Below are 18,204 nucleotides of genomic sequence, written 5' to 3'. Positions count from 1 at the left end.
GGTTTTTTGAAAATCAAATTTTATATTTGCCGACCAAAGGAAATAAAGTTGATCACAAAAGATAATTGAAAGTCAGAAGTCACAAAATAAATCTTGGTGTATAATTCATCAATTAACTACCATTTTTTAATCTCAATATTGACTTGTGAAGTGAGTATGCCGCCCAAAACAAGGGCAGGGAACCAATAATAAAATAGAAATTCCATTTTATAATTGCAATAGCGATAGCTGCAATAGCAATAGCACCAAACAAATATTTTAATAACACTAAAATTTTCATCTTACAGAATAAGCAAATACAGTACAACTAGCCGCCGCCATCCCCATTCCCCAAATAACACCAAATCCGCCCAATCCTCCTGTTGAAATTGTGGAGGCTAGCGAGATCGGAACAAATGCAATTCCAACAACAAATAACATCCCAGTGCAACATCAGCACTATTCAGTTCCCCATTGACCATCTCCATTCTTTCAATACCTAACTCTCTCACAACATATTTAGTATTTTTGATTAATAATTTGTTAAATTGATAAATAAACTTAAATCCAAGTCGGTGAAATAGTCTTTCACTATTTTTTATGGTTCATAAAAATAGACAGCCGGAATTATCAAAACAGCATTGTAAACTCCATGGAAAATAATGGCCCATTTCATACCATGGTTTAACCTGATGTAGCTCAAAACCAAGCCTACTACAAATTGGGCTGCCACTAAGAACGGTACGAGGTAAAAATATTTGCCATAATCGAATTCGGTAAAATTGGTCATATGTACCAAAGCAAACAGCGCCGATGAACAATATACTACAATTTTAAGATTTGGCTTTTGCCCTTTAGATATCATTATATAGAGAAAAATCAAATAACCCCATATCAAAGCCACAGGATACCAGACTCCAGAAATCATCAATAAAGACAATCCCAAACCCCACCAAATGGAAGACTTCTTAAGATCAAGATGAAGCCTAAAAATAGGTTCTTCTATAACCGGAGCCAAAAATATAGCAATAATGGCCAATAACCATTTATTCTTTTCCAACAGTTCCATCATGATATTGTCAAACTGATCCATTCCTGCCCATTTTAAGATTAAAGCATATGGCACCACTACCAAAATGGTAATGAGTAAAAGAAATATGAAATCATTGATTTTAATATTACTGTAAGTATCTGCCTGGTAAGGAGCTTTCAAAAAGGATAAAAGTTTTTCGAATGTTTTCATGTTCTTAATATTTATAAATTAGTTACATTAATTGATTTGAAGTGGAATTTGAGCGTTTAAATCTGAGAAAATTTTGAATTAAAAAACTATTTAAAATTTGAACACCTCCACCCACCTTTTTGAGTTCAGTAGGATCCAAAACTTCAAATCTCCAATCAATCTGTATCAGTTTTTGACTGACAAATACAAAACTGTTCAATCGTCGGGAGTACTGAATATCAACTCCCATATCATTTAAATATTCCAAATACACATACAACCGTCTCCTACTCACCCCCAGTCTTTCTGCCAATTCATCCGGACTTCCCGTCCGCTGTTCCCTAACCAGCTTATTCAAAAGCTGTAATCTTTCTATTTGTCTGATAAATTCCATATTCCTCTTATTTAGTTATTGATATAAAAGTCAAGAGTCAAGTGGCAATTCTTGGTACTTTGCACTTAGTACTTAGTACATTTCAAGCCAGCACCACCAACTGCTTCCTGATCATTTCAAAATACTTGCCCTCCTTTGCTAATAACGTCTCATGGTTTCCCTCTTCGATCAATTTGCCTTTGTCCAACACATACAGACAATCAAATTCCTGCACCGCTGCCAACCTGTGGGTAATGAAGATGATGGTCTTGCCTTCTGTAGCCAGCATCCTGATGGTCTGCTGTACAAATTGCTCAGAATCGGGATCAAGGGAAGCAGTGGCTTCGTCCAAAATCAATATTTCAGGATCCCGATATAGCGCCCTTGCAATAGCAATCCGTTGTTTCTGACCACCTGATAAGGCTGATCCATTCTCACCCAAGTAAGTTCCAAAACCATTGGGCAGGCTTTCTATAAAGCTCATCATACCCAATTTATTACAGATATGCACTACTTTCTGCATATCCGGTTGGTAGTCTCCCAAAGCAATATTTTCCAAAACATTTCCTGCAAAAAGGTCAATGCGCTGAGGCACCACCGAAACTATCTGCCTCAAACTGGCATTGTTGATAAATTTAATATCGTGGTCTCCGATGTATACATTGCCAGACTGTAAAGGATAAAGGTTTTGGAGAAGGGATACCAAGGTGCTTTTTCCAGAACCGCTCTCCCCTACCACACCAGAAATTTTACCCTTAGGAAAAACCAAACACAAACCATCAAAGACATTCGCCCTCGAACCATACCGAAAGCTCACCTGCTTGAATTGAATATCACCTACCTCTTCCTTCTTTAGGGGGAAAGCTTCATCAGTTCTTTCCACTTCCAGATCCATAATTTCGAACAACCTATCTGCGGCAATCAACGCGTTCTGAATAGTTTTATTCATACCGATCAAGCTGGAAACAGGGCCAGTCAGATAGCCCGTCAAAGCATAAAAAGACATCAACTCACCCGGTGTGATCTCATTCTTCAAGACATAGCCTGCTCCAACCCACAAAAGGATGATGGTAAATAGGCGCGAAACGGTTTCAGAGGATGTTCCTGAAAAAACATTGTTCAACCCTGATTGGTAAACGGTTTTCAAAAGCGAAACAAACCTGATCTCGGTTTTGATATTGGCATGGTCTTCCGCCCCAAAGCGCTTGATAGTACCTGCAGCTGTGATGGATTCTACCAATTGGGATTCCAATTCAGCAGATTCTTCCATCAGCCTTCTTTCAATTTTTTTATTGAGCCGATTGGTAATCCAGTAGATTAGGGCATATAATGGCACAACCAATAGCATCACCAAGGCAAGTTTCCAATAAAAAGTAAACATCAGCGCAAATGAGAAAAGAACTATAAAAACATTCACCAAAAACCCAATTGATACATCATTGATAAAGGCCCTGATTTTTACGGCATCATTGATCCTGGAAATAATCTCCCCAACCCGCATGGTATCAAAAAATCGCTGCGGAAGTGTAAGCAAATGTTTGTAATACCCTAAAATCAATCGGGCATCGATCCTTTGACCCACTTTGATGATAAACAAGGTTTTGAAAACCCCAATCATTATCTGCAGCATCAGCAAAACGATCATGGCTACCGAAAGAAGGTTAAGCAGATTGGTATTTCTTCCTATAAATACATGGTCAATGATTTTTTGGACATAGATCGACGTAGATAAACCTAAAATGGTGTAAATGACTGCTCCGATTAAAGACTGAAACATGACGCTTCGATGTGGGCGCACCAAAAACCAAAACCTGCTCCAGATACTCACCTTTTGATTGATGGCCTTGAACTCGTCATTGGGCATCAACAAGACCAAAACCCCAGTCCACTTTTCTTTAAACATTTCTGGAGTTACCTGATGCACTTGCCCATCTCCAGGATCCATATATTCTACGGTCTTGTCCGTCACTTTATAGAGTACTACAAAATGATGCAGGACTTTTTTGACAATGACATGGGCGATTACAGGCATGGGTACTTCTTTGAGTGCCTCGAATTCGCCCCTTACTCCTTTGGCCGAAAAACCCATTTTGGTCGCCGCTTCGATCAGCCCCAAAATATTGGTTCCCTTTTGGTCGGTAGAAGCCATCTGTCTGATTTTAGCAACTGGCATTTCCAGGTTGTAAAATGAAGCTACAGAAGCAAGACAGGCCGCTCCACAATCCGTAATATCCCTTTGTTTGACTTTGATACCCATATGATAAAAAATTAAATTTTATTTTGAACTTGAGGATTGAGCCAGTTATCCACCTTATCATAAAGTAACTGGAATAATGACCTTCTCGCCACAATAAAGCGGGCATTGAATGTCATTCCTTTTTTAATATGCCCCACCTGTCCACTGGATAAATTCAAAAAAGGCGTATCCAATGCACAGGTTACCAAAAAACCGGCTTCCCTTTCACTGATTAAACTGAGGTCATCTGCTATATCTTTGACTTTCCCAGTGGCAATACCCCACTGATTGTAATTGTATGCATCGACCTGAAAAGTTACTTCTTGCTCTTTTTCTATAAATGCAATATCAACCGGGGAAATGTAGGTCACTGCTATCAATGTCGTATCGGGTGAGATTTCCGCAAGCTTCTGCTGAGGATGTATAAAATCTCCTTCATTGAGGTTAAGTACATTGATCAGGGTTCCATTGATAGCGGCAATAATCTTGTATTGATCAATTTGCTCTGAAAAGACATCCATTTGGTTTTTTAGCTGTAAACTCTCTTTCTGATGGTTGATCAGTTCCTGTTCCCATTGATTGATCTGCTGCTTTTTGAGCAAATCCATTTGAGTCTGTGCCTGTTTGTACTGTACTTCGGTGTTGTCATAGTCAGCAAAGGCGATAGATTTACTGTTGTAAAGCAATTGAGCGCGCTCAAAATCCCTTTCCAACTTTTGAAGCAAGGCATTTTGATTGTTTATTTTGGTTTGAAATTCCAAAAGTGACGCTTGATAATATTTGGACTTCAATGAGGTGAGTGAAACAGCATTCCCATCCATATTCAGCCTGAGCAATTTCTCCAAATCAAGAATAAAATCCTCCAAAAGCACCAATCTTTCTCCCAATCCATCCATTTCCAGCTGCACTACCTCGGCCCGAACTACAGCCAATATATCCCCTTTTTTGACTTTTTTATTTTCAGTCAAGTCCCATTTTTCCAATCGACCACCAACTGAACTCAGCAATGAATTTCGTTGAAGCGCTGACTGAAACGTTCCTCGGGATTGTACCGCCACATCTACATATATCAATGGCAAAGCAGCTACTCCCGAAAGTAAAAGTCCCAATAAAATCAAATAAATTGCCTGTGATCTGACACTTATACGGGAATCATAAACTTCCACCGTTGCATTTAAAATTGACGATGGGAAAACCTTTTTTTCCATAAAAATATTATTTAGGTTCAACTTAAAGCTTAGCTAAATATAAATTTTAAAAAAGAAGTTTCTAGGTTTGATAAAAAAGTTAAACGTTTAATTAAACGTTTAATATCAAAAACTTTTGTTTTGGAAATCCTTTGGAAAGAAAGGTTAAATAAAACCAAATCCATTATGCACCCAATGATACTGGAGGAAGCAAAAAATGGTATGGCAAATATTATCTTTTTAGAAGTAACCGGTGAATCAAATTTCATCTGTTGAAAGTCCCAGGAAATTCCCCCTCGTCTTTACCTATCAAAAATCTCTTCTTCTTATTAAATCCTGAACCCTTCCCCAAAAAATCCACGCAAAGAAAATTTTCATGCGCACAAATTTTTCCCAAAGGGAATCATTTGCCATAAAGTACCTGGAAGCCTTTATTTCTTCATGACCCCCAAAAAAGAAAATCGACATTTTTCAAAAAATAATTCATTGAATTAAGCCGGGGACCTCTATGTCCATCGAATCCTCTAATGGGTTAGGTTTCAATAGCGTTGACGGGTGGTCGCTTGGGCGGATTTAGGTGAACAAAACTGTCAATATACCCTCTCTATTTTGCTCCAAAAAGCCGTTCACAAATTCAGTGTTAATTTTATTATTGTAATTCAAAATATTGAACATAGATACCCAGTAAAATGTGCCAAAATAAATAGTGTCCAAGTCTTAAGGTGAGAGATGCTAAAAACCCTGCGTTTTTATAATAGATTGCTTGTAAAAAGTTCATCAAGAAACCCGTCAATAAAGCATAAGCAACAAACCATAATTCCCCATCAGGTAATTGTTCTATTGGCTCTCTGAATGAAGTTAAAACAATGCCTGTCCATAAGAAAATATTAAAATATTTACCCTTTGCGAACCATTTGCCCAAAAGCAATATCAGCGTTAGAGGAATCAGTCTATAAAAAACCTCAATTTCAAAAGCACCCGAAAAATATAAAAAATTAGAATAAGGAAATGGTTGCAAAAAGGGAGGTAGCTCTGTATATGGCTCGGGGTGCATTATAATTTTTACGATAAATACATCAAGTATTCCAAACGCAATACCAATTAGAAAAGGGTTCAGAAATCTTTGCTTGTTCGTAATACTTTGTTCCAGGAAATTGGGAAGATTTGCTTTTGATTGTAGAAATAAAAAAGGAATACCTAAAAGTAGAATAAGTATATTCTTATAATCCCATACTCTAAAGAAAGTAAAATTATTTTTAATTTCATTTCCATATATAATACCTATCACAGCAATTATTAGAAATGCAGCGTAAATAATAATGTTTTGTTTAGCGCTTTTTGTTATATGAAAATCGGGCCCCATAGTTAATGATGTATGCTTTTTTTTACTTGTAAATTTACCGGTGTTGTCGTTCTAGCCTGACCGCTATCTGTACACCGATTAAGCCCGTATATGGTCTGTGGACCCTTGTCTGTGGTTGAAGTACCGCAGCTAAAAAACGTGGTGCTTTTCGGAGTGTTTTCATGCCGCCGAAACCAAAGTTGATACGGAGAACCAACCTTGCGGAAACCACTATCCGCCCCATGTTTTCTTTGGTGCTTTTGGCGGTCGTTTTCATTCTGTGAGCATTTTTTCAATTACGCTATTTTTGATTACTGTTTTTCTGAAGGATCTTATCCTAATATAAGTACAGTTTACTCAACCTGCGCAACGGCACTAAATCTCACCGGTTGGTTCAGTAGGATAAAAGTCTCCAAGATATTCCCCAATGGCTGCGAGTCCCTCATTTATCCAGGCCACCATCTCTCCATTCACTTGCGGAAGCAAGGATACTTCCACGATAAGCATAACAATGAGTCCTGCCCAGTACGCAGGATGAACATATCTATGTGTAATTTTGTCATAAATAATTCCAATTATGATGAATAGACTGCAACCCAGAACTCCGACAGGCAATGACATGGGGTGGAATCCACTCAGGTGAAAGATTAAGCGAAAGAAACCGGCTCCCAGTCCAATTGAACTTGCAACAATAATCAATCTCTTATGGGATTGCAGGCGGTTCTTAATGGCCATGTACATTCCAGCGAAATAGAAGGTAACGAACAATACCAGATTAGAGAGTACCAAAGGTCCATATAGCAACCAGATTTGTGGTCCCCCGTTGCGCATTGCTTCTTCTACGCGTACGGTGAGTACCAAAATGCCCGTCAGGGTCATCAACAAAACTAAAATGACACTGAATCTCCCCAATATCATGTGGAAGACCCTCTTTCTCCTCGCAATAAATATTGCTTGAATGGGGAACAATAGGTACCAAAGGAAAAAAGACCAACCATGCAGATGCAAGACCATTCCCGATGAAGGATATGAAGCTCGAATAATAGGCCCGAAATAAGTGAAAGAGAATCCGGCAAATCCAATTGCACTTATCAGTATGGTAAGTGCCGAATAAAAGAGATGATCTCTTTTACTATGTTTTCTTTCAATTTTCATTTTGAATGATCCCATATTTGTTGTCAAAATTCTCTTTAGATACTATATTTTCGGATTATAATTGACGTTATTTTATTGATTATTTTTCATTTAAGCACTATACCGCTATTTTTTTATATCCGTTGTTATGCACATGTACTAATCCGGACATACTGCTATTTTTCAGTTGGTTTAAACGAGATGTCTAATTGTTGGACTTTTGGTTGTTTCTCTGGTGTAAGCGTGAAGAAGATATTAATCAGACCGTTCTCAGCCTCTATGCTAAAACTTCCTCTGAGCTGATTATTTGGTTCCATCGCATGGGTAGTGTGAAGGGCTCCGGCTTTATTCAACACTTCTTGTATTTCAGCAAAACGAATTTCCCGTGATTGATCCAAATAAAAATTTTCAGCCAAAATAGTGGCTTCCAATTCAGGGTTCCAATTTTGAATCCAATCCACAATTTGATTTTGCCTTTTCATTAAAATATCTGAAACCGGTAGTTTTCTGGGTTGTAAGCCAATGGTTTCAAAAAGCAATTCTCCAATCTTTTTCCTGGGATATGCTTCTGTATAAGTAAGATTGCAGAAAGCCATAATGCCAACTCCATATTCAGGAAAAAAAGAATAGTGGCTTCCGAATCCGGGAAGTGCGCCCCCATGGCCCACCTGTTTTAAGTCATTACAATAAGTTGTGATACCCAATCCAAAGCCATACCCGGAAATTAAAGGGCAAGGTTCATTACTAAAGTCGGTAGCATTCACATTTAATGCCGCAAACTGTGGTGTCTGCATTTCACGAAGCGAACTCCTTTTAACTGGTCCAGTATCCTCACCATTTCTTGCAGGCCATGCGGAAAGGTGAAAACTAACATATTTGCTAAAATCTTCTATGGTAGTGATCAATCCCCCCATTGCACCAAAAGCGCCATCATGAAGCATTGGTTCTGATTTCCATTGCTCTTCTTCCCAACGGTAACCCATTACCAATTGCTCCTTGGGAACACTATCGTATTCCCAATACGTCTGTCTCATGCCTAAAGGCTCCAAGATATTGGTGGTAATATATTCTTGATATGGAACACCTGAAACGCGTGAAACAATAGCACCTAATAAGGCATATCCGGTATTACTGTACTCAAAAGCATAAGAAGAGGGATTAGAAAAGGATACTCCTTCCTCCATAAGGTCCATCAACATTTGGTCAGATTCATCTAATTGACGATCACCCCAAGGATTGTCTTCCGGAAATCCAGCCGTCATTGTTAAGAGGTTTTCAATATCAATAGTCGGTGCATCTTCAGTAAGATATTCCAGCGTAGCTACTTCAGGAATATACGTACTGACTGGATCACTCAAATTTAGTTTTCCTTCATCCCTAAGTTTCAAAATTGCCATAGCTGTAAAGCTTTTGGTCATGGATGCTATGCGAAAAGCTGATAATGGGGTAGCAGGTGTTTTGTTCTCAAGATTTATGTATCCTGTCGCGCCAGAAACCACTAACTCGTTATCTACAATAATACCGTAAGCAATGCCTGGTATATTTTTGGTCTTGGCATGCTCATCTATCATTTTCTGTAATTCTGGAGCAATTTTTTTAATCTTTTCTACTCGATCGTCATGAATAAAAGCCGGTGCTTTGTATGAAGATGAATAAGAGTGCGAAGAAAGAACTGCATTTTTATCGGGAGATGGTTTTGAATTACAGGATAAAAGGATTGTTGCAAAAGAAATGTAAAGGAAAAAGGAATATAAGTTTTTCATAAATAGTGTTTTAAATGGTGCATACAATGTTTTGCTTAAATGACTTGTGGCAGCTTTCGAAGTGTTTCCCTGTCGGCTTGCATCAAACTTACCAAAAAGCACAAAGCTTGAATTTACCACTTTCCCAGCTTTATTGCCAAACTTCTCCCTGCGAGTCGCTGTTCTCCTTCTGTCAATGCGTTTTTGTTCACGGTTTAGTTAATCATTTAGTGAATTAATCCCTTGTTCTTTTAGTTTTTCAAGGTGGTCCTTCATTGTCTTAACTTGTAATTCTCACTTTTTAAAAGTCAAATTGTTGTTGGATAATATTTTTTGCAGAATAGGAATACTACTTTTTCCAATTCCGTGAAAACTTAGAACTTGCTTTTCTGTGTATTCTGAAAGTTGTTCTACTGTTGTTATACCATTATTTTCCAAAGCTCGTCTTGCAGGTGCTACTAACAATGATAGAAAATTGTCTTTCGGCTTACGTTCTTCTTCACAAACTGGACAAGTCGGACAGTCAGAACTCTTATAGAATTTATGTCCCTTTTTACAGGTTTTCAAAATCTTTTTCGTCTCCATTTCTTGTATATTCAGTTTACGTGTAGTGTCGTCATTTACAATGCCCGCTAACGTATTGAATAAACGCCCGATTTAATGCCGTTTATTTATTGTTAGTGTTATTTCTCAAATCCCATGATTTAAAATAATATTTCCATTTGTGGTATAGGATTGATTATATGGATATACGCCTCTTTGCCAGTAACCCTATATTCTTCTTCAATCGGGAAGGAAGACCGAAGTCGGAAGACCGATGTATCGGGCATTTCATTCCTCAGACGAGAATTAACATAGATGTCCAATCTTCTGGCATAATTGCGTACATACATAATTGATTATCTTCATTTTAGAGTTTTTCATACTCGGTTCTAAAATCATTAAACATAGAAGTTACAATTTGTTTTGGGTCGCCATCGGTCAAGCTTTCGAAAGAAATGTAACCGGAATAGTTTACGTCTTTTAATATTTTGGAAATCTTTTTCATATTCACAGGTTCCGCAATTCCATCCACATAAACCTGTTCTTTAATAAACCAGTAGTTTGCGTAAGGGGCCAATTTTTGGATTTCTTTATACGGATCTCCCCTTCTTAAACTGCCAATATCCAAAATTAATCCAAACCAATCCGAGTCCACTCTTTTTAAAATATCGATAACCTCATCAGCTTCATATAAAAAATCATTATGGTGTTGCATGCCAACCATAACACCTGTTTCTTCTGCATATCCTGCACACTCTTGAAAGTCCGACACCATCCATCTTTTAACCTCTTCTCTGGAATATCCTTCGTGTTTTCCATTTCCTGGAAAAATCCGCATAATGGAAGCCCCAAGTTTTGATGATACTTGCAACCAATTTTTTATCACTTCGATATCCGATTCTCTTGAAGTTTTATCTGGATTTACAAAGTTATTCCTTACCCCTGTCCATGAAATATTTAATCCTAGTTGTAATGCTTTCTTCTTTAATTGAAACAATGTTTTATCATCTGGTACTTTTGGATAATCAGAAAAATAATAGCCTGTTAGGTCAACTGCATTTAAACCAAGCGCAGAGGCAAACTCCATCATATCAAAAAATGTCATCTCACCACTTCTAAGCAAGGAATTGAAAGAAAAAGCATTGACGCTATATTGTAACCTGGACGGGACTAAGGTTTTAATGAATGGGCTTGCGAAGAGGCTGTGAGAACTTATTGCAATTGGTACGAGTGCTAGGCTACCTAATAAATTTCTTCTTTTCTTATCCATATTTACGATCCATTTTAGGGTGCTGAGCAAATCATTACTGGTACAGCTGACGGTCGGCAACTAAGAAAAGTGGCTCATTTCGAAGCGATTTCCTTTACACCAAAGTAATATAAGTTCGGGAAATAACCCTTTCCCTTGGCACCGGGCGCCCTATGTTTTTAGGTGCTGTTACAGGGAGGTTATTTTCTTTCCGACCAGTTTTCCAATTTCAGGTTTTCTAAGTACCTGAAGTCTTTTGTGATTTCTTCGGCTGGCTTTTCTGAAACAAAACCTCCGAAAGAACTGAAAAAATCCTTTTCTTTAGACTTTCTCCCTTTTCTTATTGATTTCGCAAGCCGTTCAAGCAGCTCTAATTTGCTTACTGAACTCAAGCTTTCAAAAAGCTCAGAATAAGTTTCAATGATATGGCGTTCTGCATGTGTCATAGCCTTAATTTTAATAAATATATGAAATTAGATCAAAAAACTGATTTCTATTCTACTTGGTTCTTCTTCAACTTCCCTGTAACGGTCTAGTATAAGAGCTGTAGCGGATTTCGAAGCGATTACCTGTCCTCCACCACAAATGTTTATTAAATGCACAGAACTTCAATTTACCAATTCACCCGCTATTGCTCTTATAATGTAGCCAACGCTTTATTTCTTCGGTTCTATCCTTAAAGTCAATATTTATCGATTTTTTGTAATTATAATCTTCTATTTGGATATTAATCCTATTGTTCACTTCTTCCCAATTCTTAATTTGTGCTTTAGGTAAGCTCGTCAGCCATGATTTATCAATCAAAATCTCTACAGGATAGGCAAATGCTTCTCCGCCAAAATTTCCACTTTTTCCCATTAAAACCATTGAATATTCTGTCAAAACCAAGTCAGCTTTGTCAAAATCATAAATAGTCTTTTGGATGTTTGGCGGAAAGAAATTCTTTTGGTCGAATAGATCAAAACCTTTTATATAAATCCCTATGTTTTCTAGGACTTCTATTTTTTTACCTTTCAATTCTTTAATTGCTTGTCCACCTGCATTATATGTTTTAAAGGAATTCCCATAAATGAATAGTTTCATTGCTAAAAATCCAATGGTTAAAATTATGGGACCAACTATTACCACGCCAATATTTCCTTTACTTCCTTGATAAATTAAAACTGCCACCATAATCAGATATCCTATGTTTAGTGGCCAAGTAAAAAAGAAAGGAAGATTGGTCTTCTTTATAAATTGGAAAAATGTCTCTTGTCTCACTTTGTCGTTTCTTTAAGTGTTGGCTAACTCCCATATCCTCGAACCAAAACTTCTTCTATTCATCTATATTGGATTGAGCAAGCGAAGTTTTAGTTCAACGTTTTGCTTTCCTTAATTGCAGGTAGCATTCTTAATCGGCATACTTTCCGCTTTATAGAAGGAAGATGTAGTATAAATCTAAAGATATTTTTTAATTATTTACCTGAACCATAGGAATTTGATCTGATAAAATCCTTTTGTCATCACACGAAAATAAACCTGTCTTCTGGCCATCAAGATGGAGTTAATTCAAGGATTTTGGTTTTCTGATTGGCTTATTTTTTCAAGACTCTCAAAACAGAACATGGGCATTATTTAAAAATAATGAATGATATGAGGCCACATTTTAATTCCACTATGAAATCCACTGATGGATCGGTTTCAACCTTGTTGACGGTCTGCCGCTTATTGAAGAAGGGAATTTTGAAAAATAATACAGATAGGCAAATGCTCAAATAATGTACAATAAAGATTAATTAACCATTGGAAAGCAACTGAAATGTATTGTTGAGTTCATTCAGTTTTATCTTTTCTTCGCGTGTTGCGCTTTTACCCATTAGATAACTTGCAAAAAAGGTTAGAATAATAAAAAGAATGAAACCGATTTTATAATAAGTGTTTGGATAGTAGCCTAGGATTTCGGGAACGTAAAGTGCAAAGGAAAGGCAAAAGGTGATTAAAAGGATAGGTGCATAAAGTCTAAAAAAACGTAGCCGGTTCTTGTAGAAGTTTAGCCAGTGTTTTAAATATTCTTGGGGTGCAAGTGTGTCATCAAGTTTGCTGATTAATAACACATTATATAAATTAATTAACATATTGATAGCCAAACATACTGCCAGAATTGCCAAAGCGGTATACGAAATTTCAAACTTAAAATTTTTACCACTTAAAAATCCAAACCACAAAATAAAAACCGTAGTCCCGAATAACCCAATTGCACTTACTATATACTGCTGCTTCATTACCGCAAGTGAATTAATTTTCTTTTTACCAAAGGCATGAGCCAAATCACTCGCATTCATTTGATTTTCAGCCCAGATACTTTTTAAATCATCAAATTTTTTCATAATTATTAAATATTTCAGTTAGTTTTAGTTTTATACGATGAATCCTTACAGCTACTGAATTTTCTCTGATTCCCAGAACTTCTGCAATTTGCTTGTAGGATAATTCATCAAGAAACATGGTGATTATTAACCTATCAATATTTTCCAGTTTATTAATCGCTTTATACAAGAGATTAATATTCTCATTCTTCTCATCATTAATTGCTAATTCTTTTTCAATTTCTTTTATATCTATAGCTTTTGATTCATTTTTTTTGATGTGAGTGAGACATTTATTTATCGCTATTCTATAAATCCAGGTGGTACGTGAAGATTGTCCGTTGAATTTATCCCAATGCTTCCATGCAGATAAAAATGTTTCTTGTGAAAGATCATCAGCCTCATCGATTGAATTAGTATACCCAAAACAAAGACTTTTTATCTTACTGCTGTATTCCAGGTAAATAGAAGAAAATTCTTCGCTTATATTATCCATGTTTAGGCGTCACGATTTTAAACCTTTATCCATTTGACTCCAAATCTTAAATAATATTACAAAGGGATAAAATTTTTTTTCAAATAATGAAATAACCTTATTATGACCTACTATTCTAAGACTACAGAGGAAAAATTCTCTGGTCGGTACCTTGCATTACCCGTCTGGTCTCTTATTCTTTGGTAATTTATGACTTGCACAGATCACCCTTTTACTCGAAACAAAGTTTTGCCTATTCATCTACATGGGAACCAATAAGATAAGTTTAATGCAACGTACACCGGTGAACCCTGGATATGGTCGGTGACCCCTGGTCTGTAGTTAAACGGATGTTGAATGGAGTTTTTAAAAAGGATTTTAGTTTTCTGATTGGAATATTTTTTCAAGACCTTAAAAACAGAAATAGGGCATTTTTTAAAAAAAAATAGATGGAATCAAGCGGGGTTTGAATATGGCCACTGAAATGAACAGAAGGGGTAGGTTTAAACATTATCTGCAAAGGTCAGCATAAGGGGTCGTTTTGATGCCGCTTATACAATGTTGTAATGCGTTAATCTGGATAATGTTGGGTTACAATCAGCTTACCATTTGGCGACCAATGCGCTCTACTCACCTTAATCTCAGGTGGTGTTACCCTAAATTCTTCCATAGATTCAAGATTTAGTGTCCAAAGGGAAAATTGTCTGTCAAACCTTCTTGAAAATAAAATATTTAAACCATCAGGTGACCAGTCAGGTTCTTCATCAGCAAATTCATTAAATATCAGCCTAATCAATTCATTGGTCTCAAGATTGAAAACAGCGATTTCACTTGGAGTTCGCTGTGCATGAAGAGTCTCTTGAAAATGAAATATGATTATTATTTACAAGGGATTAAATGTCAAGATTTTGTTGCCAAGCTCAGCTTGATTTTTAGGTGTTGGACGATTATTATCAATAGCAACCCTCAGGATGTCATTTAATAAGCTCTTTTTAATACCCTGATAGGTTCTTTGAATTCGTCAAGTAGGTCATATTCAAAGTCAGAGTTGCCGGCAACCATGTCTAATCTTTTTGTAATAGCAAATTCTCCAGCCGCTAAGAAACTATGGCCTGATAACTCTGACGTGAATTCTATTGCCTCTCCGGCCACATCTATGCTTGTAGGACCTTTCTGTAATTCACCCTCGTACTCATCATTTGGGAAATAACCGAAGTCATCAACAATTGGATCTCCGCTAAGCGCAGCATCCAGATCAGAAATCTCGAACTCTTTTATTTTGTTCCTTGATTGAACAGAAAAAATGGACATTATTGTTGAATCAAGGGCCCCTTTAAACGGAAGTTTGCCAGATTCATGAGAATCAGGACTTAGCCTTGCAAGTTCTGCACTTGCAATTAACGCAAGCCGGGCAGCTAGTTTTGCCGGTTCTTTTTCACTCCAATTGTGTTTTTTCCTAAGTTCTTCAGGTATAAAACCAGAAGGCCATATTCCGATCACAGCATCTCCGACCGTATTTAGCACCATGCCCAAATTTTTCTGGATAACAGCTGCGGCCAAACATTGAAAATCTGAGAGCATATTGGAATACTGATAAAGACTGACTCTCGGGTCATTACGGATTTTTCTTGATCCTTTAACGTCAACCACCATGACTGGCAGTTCAAGAGATGTATGTCCGGGGCAAATGCGCAAGAACATATCGCAAGTATTGCAGTAATATTTGTTCCTTTTATTTCTTGTGATTGTTATGCGCCCGAAATTTGGATCTTCATATATAGAGCCAAATGCAAGTTTGCAAAATACACAGGTGTCTACTTGTCCTTGCTCGGGAGAAGCAATTTGTTTAATTGAATTATGCATTGCATGATGCTTATCCATAACTACCTGTCTTACGGCAAGACTGGGAAATTTCCCCGGCAAGGCACCCAATGCAACTTCTCTTAGTGCCATGCTGGGACCACTGTATGCAAAAAGCACTTCCCAAGCATGATTAAAATCTTCAATTGCATCAGGGCTGGATGAAGTTTTTGTCTTCACCATCTTCGTTGCATATCCTTTAAGAGTTTCCATATTGTAATAATTGTTTAGCTAAGGGTTTTCAGTTCAATACTATTTATACTTTGAATGCACAAGATCTTCAGCGGCTTTCTGCAAATAGCCAACTATCTCAGGAATCATATTTCGTTTACCCTGATCTGTATCTGATAGCCAGGGATTCATTACCGTGGTTATCAAAAAATTCATATCCAAAGTATCATCTTGATCAATTTTTAGTTGATTTCTTAAAGACCTGATTGCATTTGAAGAATTCTCAGAGTCGAAAGTTGAGCTGGTCACTATGACTTCAGGAAGCGGCTCATCTATACTTTGATTACTTAATTTTAAAAACAAGGAGTTGTTAAAGTCATTGGTGACTTTGGGGTCTTTATTTTCTTTACCATTAATTATTGGATTCAATGCATAAGAGATAATATTCAGATCTGGCCCTGTCCTTTGGAAAAGATCGAATTCCATCTTGCTCTCACTCAGTCTTTCCCATAATTCGAGATTCGAAAGTTTTGTCCACTCTTTAATTCTCTCTATTTCTTCAGGTTTCAGATCTGTAAGAGCAGCAAGTTTGAAATCCTCTGATTCTATAGCCATCAATTGAGCGAAGAATCGCTTAGTGTTAAATGTACATCTTCCTAGAATTCTCCCATATCCACTTTGATCCGGCTTAATGATCCTATGGCTAAAATAGACACCGGCTGCTGCCGCACCTGGTTTAGATCCTTCTACACCGAATACTCCTGTGGTAGGGGCATCACCTCCATGATATACTACAGGAGCAGTGATCTGAATCATTTGAGGCATTCGATGATCCTTATATACTAAGCTGCCAGCAGGGTACAATGCAAATCCTGATTTGTGAGGGTCAATGGTAATAGTGTCAGCATCTTTTAGCCTGGCCAACTGTGTGGCAGTGTGGGTGTTCAATCCTGTACTGGCAGTGAACATAAACATTTCATGTGCCCGTGGATTATTACTCGAATTTTTAAGTTGTTGATATGCGATTGCTGCACCAATATTTTCCTTGTGCACGTCCCCTGATTGATTACCTTGCGCTAACTGACTATGTTTTCTGAGGTGATGATGTGCATCTGAGTGTTCTGAAGGGGCATTCAACATAGATGCAAAATACCCGCCCCAGGCTCCATCGGCATGCACAAAAAATTCCATACCATTTTCTCTCATTTTCTCCCTGAGTTGGAGAACACCTGAAAGATCGTCAACAGCACTCTCTTCAGTGGTGCCCATTACAGCCACCACAGTTATAATCGGGATTTTCTTTTCGAAATGTTCCTGAACGGTTTTCTCCAAGTGATCAATATCCATTCTTGCATTACTCTGGATCTGGATTTTGGTAAAAGCGCCGCTCCCTAGCCCAATAAGGGTTGCAGCCTTGGGCAGTGAATAATGCATGGTGGCCGGGCCTACCAATTTGATATTGCCTAACGCTTCACGGAATTCACCATCAGCCTCTAAGAGTTCATCCATATAATTAGCAAATCCCATAAGGCCTAGTTGCTGAACCGTGTATTTCTGGATCAGATTCATCAGCGTAGTACTATCTACCCCCACCTTTTCAGCCAATTGCGACAAACGTGTGGGAATGCTTAAAATAACTTCTCTCTTCAGGTTGATCAATTCCCACCAGCCCATGTCAAGTATCTTTTTGCTGGGGGCGTTTTTACCGGTCAGTTGAACTTCTAAGTTACTTAATTTAGATAGTTCATCTTCTTTAATGAAAGCTGCCAGAACGGCAAAAGGATAGAGTTTGGTGTTTCTACCAGACCACATTGCTTCAATATTGGCCATGCTTCCATCACAAGTGATATGTCCCCAAGGTTCGATATCTCCATCATCCGTGTAACCAACCATATGGCATAAGTCATTTGCCACCTCTATCTCCAATGCTGTAGTCAGTGGACTCGCTTCTGCAGCTACATTATTTTGATTGTAAAGCATTGCTGCAAAATAGCCTGCTACTGAAGGCAGAGATTGATCCCAAAGCATATGGCCCTGATATCGGTAACTGCTAAAGGGAACACTGTATGTCTCCAAGTTTCTCACCAATTGCTTGAAGTTGCTCATGATGACTTTGCTCTCTGCTTTATACTCGGGAGAATCTGTGTTCGCCCATTCAGGGTCATTGGGGTAAGTGGATTCTCTACCATCAATTGCATGATGAAGTGCTTCCTCCAACATTTCTTTGAGGAGATTATGACTTTCTCCTTTAGGCCCCAAAAACCAAGTACCCATAGACTGGGTACCGTTAGATTTGGCAAGAGCCATTTGCCCCCTAAGGGCTTCAATTTTTTTGTTTATATCCAT

The 18,204-nt window shown here is 37.7% G+C and carries 19 protein-coding genes; all 19 read right to left on the bottom strand.

Features of this window, described 5'->3' with window-relative positions:
- Nucleotides 1–577: 577 nt before the first annotated feature.
- Nucleotides 578–1,222, bottom strand: a complete 645-nt coding sequence (locus B9A52_RS12745) for a CPBP family glutamic-type intramembrane protease (protein ID WP_084120827.1) — start codon at nucleotides 1,220–1,222, stop codon at nucleotides 578–580.
- A gap of 22 nt (nucleotides 1,223–1,244) precedes the next feature.
- Nucleotides 1,245–1,595: an HTH domain-containing protein gene (locus B9A52_RS12740; protein ID WP_084120826.1), complete on the bottom strand. Its 351-nt coding sequence runs from the start codon at nucleotides 1,593–1,595 to the stop codon at nucleotides 1,245–1,247.
- 82 nt (nucleotides 1,596–1,677) lie between these two features.
- Nucleotides 1,678–3,831 (bottom strand): peptidase domain-containing ABC transporter, encoded by a 2,154-nt coding sequence (locus B9A52_RS12735; protein ID WP_084120825.1) that lies wholly within the window; start codon nucleotides 3,829–3,831, stop codon nucleotides 1,678–1,680.
- A gap of 11 nt (nucleotides 3,832–3,842) precedes the next feature.
- Nucleotides 3,843–5,018: an HlyD family secretion protein gene (locus tag B9A52_RS12730; protein WP_084120824.1), complete on the bottom strand. Its 1,176-nt coding sequence runs from the start codon at nucleotides 5,016–5,018 to the stop codon at nucleotides 3,843–3,845.
- Nucleotides 5,019–5,646: 628 nt separating this feature from the next.
- Nucleotides 5,647–6,360 carry a hypothetical protein gene (locus B9A52_RS12725; protein ID WP_084120823.1) on the bottom strand — a complete coding sequence of 238 codons (714 nt, stop codon included), beginning with the start codon at nucleotides 6,358–6,360 and terminating at the stop codon, nucleotides 5,647–5,649.
- A gap of 34 nt (nucleotides 6,361–6,394) precedes the next feature.
- Complete coding sequence (locus B9A52_RS12720) at nucleotides 6,395–6,616, bottom strand: hypothetical protein (RefSeq protein ID WP_084120822.1); 222 nt, start codon at nucleotides 6,614–6,616, stop codon at nucleotides 6,395–6,397.
- Nucleotides 6,617–6,714: 98 nt separating this feature from the next.
- Nucleotides 6,715–7,494, bottom strand: coding sequence for a hypothetical protein (locus tag B9A52_RS12715; RefSeq protein ID WP_157370143.1), 780 nt, complete (start codon nucleotides 7,492–7,494; stop codon nucleotides 6,715–6,717).
- A 155-nt stretch (nucleotides 7,495–7,649) separates the two neighbouring features.
- Nucleotides 7,650–9,236, bottom strand: a complete 1,587-nt coding sequence (locus B9A52_RS12710; protein WP_084123503.1) for a serine hydrolase domain-containing protein — start codon at nucleotides 9,234–9,236, stop codon at nucleotides 7,650–7,652.
- Nucleotides 9,237–9,509: 273 nt separating this feature from the next.
- On the bottom strand, nucleotides 9,510–9,800 hold the full coding sequence (locus B9A52_RS12705) for an RNA polymerase alpha subunit C-terminal domain-containing protein (protein ID WP_084120820.1): 291 nt from the start codon (nucleotides 9,798–9,800) through the stop codon (nucleotides 9,510–9,512).
- Nucleotides 9,801–9,919: 119 nt separating this feature from the next.
- Nucleotides 9,920–10,108 (bottom strand): hypothetical protein, encoded by a 189-nt coding sequence (locus B9A52_RS25530; protein WP_157370142.1) that lies wholly within the window; start codon nucleotides 10,106–10,108, stop codon nucleotides 9,920–9,922.
- 17 nt (nucleotides 10,109–10,125) lie between these two features.
- Complete coding sequence (locus B9A52_RS12700; RefSeq protein WP_084120819.1) at nucleotides 10,126–11,028, bottom strand: sugar phosphate isomerase/epimerase family protein; 903 nt, start codon at nucleotides 11,026–11,028, stop codon at nucleotides 10,126–10,128.
- 179 nt (nucleotides 11,029–11,207) lie between these two features.
- Complete coding sequence (locus B9A52_RS12695) at nucleotides 11,208–11,453, bottom strand: hypothetical protein (protein WP_084120818.1); 246 nt, start codon at nucleotides 11,451–11,453, stop codon at nucleotides 11,208–11,210.
- A gap of 27 nt (nucleotides 11,454–11,480) precedes the next feature.
- On the bottom strand, nucleotides 11,481–11,609 hold the full coding sequence (locus tag B9A52_RS26350; RefSeq protein WP_262483150.1) for a hypothetical protein: 129 nt from the start codon (nucleotides 11,607–11,609) through the stop codon (nucleotides 11,481–11,483).
- Between the two features lie 19 nt (nucleotides 11,610–11,628).
- The gene (locus B9A52_RS12690; RefSeq protein ID WP_084120817.1) at nucleotides 11,629–12,180 is read right to left on the bottom strand and encodes a hypothetical protein; all 552 of its coding nucleotides are present in this window, start codon (nucleotides 12,178–12,180) and stop codon (nucleotides 11,629–11,631) included.
- Nucleotides 12,181–12,782: 602 nt separating this feature from the next.
- The gene (locus B9A52_RS12685; protein ID WP_084120816.1) at nucleotides 12,783–13,373 is read right to left on the bottom strand and encodes a hypothetical protein; all 591 of its coding nucleotides are present in this window, start codon (nucleotides 13,371–13,373) and stop codon (nucleotides 12,783–12,785) included.
- A complete protein-coding gene (locus B9A52_RS12680) occupies nucleotides 13,360–13,848 on the bottom strand; it encodes an RNA polymerase sigma factor (protein ID WP_084120815.1) in 489 nt (162 codons plus the stop codon). The genes B9A52_RS12685 and B9A52_RS12680 overlap by 14 nt, the downstream gene beginning before the upstream one ends.
- 550 nt (nucleotides 13,849–14,398) lie before the next feature.
- A complete protein-coding gene (locus B9A52_RS12675) occupies nucleotides 14,399–14,623 on the bottom strand; it encodes a TolB family protein (RefSeq protein ID WP_172805207.1) in 225 nt (74 codons plus the stop codon).
- A gap of 182 nt (nucleotides 14,624–14,805) precedes the next feature.
- Nucleotides 14,806–15,900 (bottom strand): nucleotidyl cyclase domain-containing protein, encoded by a 1,095-nt coding sequence (locus B9A52_RS12670; RefSeq protein ID WP_084120813.1) that lies wholly within the window; start codon nucleotides 15,898–15,900, stop codon nucleotides 14,806–14,808.
- Nucleotides 15,901–15,939: 39 nt separating this feature from the next.
- On the bottom strand, nucleotides 15,940–18,204 hold the full coding sequence (locus B9A52_RS12665; protein ID WP_084120812.1) for a pyridoxal-dependent decarboxylase: 2,265 nt from the start codon (nucleotides 18,202–18,204) through the stop codon (nucleotides 15,940–15,942).

The organism is Aquiflexum balticum DSM 16537, from assembly GCF_900176595.1.
Classification (GTDB): Bacteria; Bacteroidota; Bacteroidia; order Cytophagales; family Cyclobacteriaceae; genus Aquiflexum; species Aquiflexum balticum.
Note: the sequence above shows the minus strand (reverse complement) of the source record. Positions and strands in the feature narration are given on the sequence as shown.

Coding starts and splice junctions, on each gene's coding strand:
- B9A52_RS12720 (WP_084120822.1), bottom strand. CDS start 6,616: ATGAAAACGACCGCCAAAAGCACCAAAGAAAACATGGGGCGGATAGTG.
- B9A52_RS12695 (WP_084120818.1), bottom strand. CDS start 11,453: ATGACACATGCAGAACGCCATATCATTGAAACTTATTCTGAGCTTTTT.
- B9A52_RS12670 (WP_084120813.1), bottom strand. CDS start 15,900: ATGGAAACTCTTAAAGGATATGCAACGAAGATGGTGAAGACAAAAACT.
- B9A52_RS12700 (WP_084120819.1), bottom strand. CDS start 11,028: ATGGATAAGAAAAGAAGAAATTTATTAGGTAGCCTAGCACTCGTACCA.
- B9A52_RS12725 (WP_084120823.1), bottom strand. CDS start 6,360: ATGGGGCCCGATTTTCATATAACAAAAAGCGCTAAACAAAACATTATT.
- B9A52_RS12690 (WP_084120817.1), bottom strand. CDS start 12,180: ATGGTGGCAGTTTTAATTTATCAAGGAAGTAAAGGAAATATTGGCGTG.
- B9A52_RS12665 (WP_084120812.1), bottom strand. CDS start 18,204: ATGGATATAAACAAAAAAATTGAAGCCCTTAGGGGGCAAATGGCTCTT.
- B9A52_RS12685 (WP_084120816.1), bottom strand. CDS start 13,373: ATGAAAAAATTTGATGATTTAAAAAGTATCTGGGCTGAAAATCAAATG.
- B9A52_RS12715 (WP_157370143.1), bottom strand. CDS start 7,494: ATGAAAATTGAAAGAAAACATAGTAAAAGAGATCATCTCTTTTATTCG.
- B9A52_RS12745 (WP_084120827.1), bottom strand. CDS start 1,222: ATGAAAACATTCGAAAAACTTTTATCCTTTTTGAAAGCTCCTTACCAG.
- B9A52_RS12730 (WP_084120824.1), bottom strand. CDS start 5,018: ATGGAAAAAAAGGTTTTCCCATCGTCAATTTTAAATGCAACGGTGGAA.
- B9A52_RS12740 (WP_084120826.1), bottom strand. CDS start 1,595: ATGGAATTTATCAGACAAATAGAAAGATTACAGCTTTTGAATAAGCTG.
- B9A52_RS12735 (WP_084120825.1), bottom strand. CDS start 3,831: ATGGGTATCAAAGTCAAACAAAGGGATATTACGGATTGTGGAGCGGCC.
- B9A52_RS12680 (WP_084120815.1), bottom strand. CDS start 13,848: ATGGATAATATAAGCGAAGAATTTTCTTCTATTTACCTGGAATACAGC.
- B9A52_RS25530 (WP_157370142.1), bottom strand. CDS start 10,108: ATGTATGTACGCAATTATGCCAGAAGATTGGACATCTATGTTAATTCT.
- B9A52_RS12710 (WP_084123503.1), bottom strand. CDS start 9,236: ATGAAAAACTTATATTCCTTTTTCCTTTACATTTCTTTTGCAACAATC.
- B9A52_RS12705 (WP_084120820.1), bottom strand. CDS start 9,800: ATGGAGACGAAAAAGATTTTGAAAACCTGTAAAAAGGGACATAAATTC.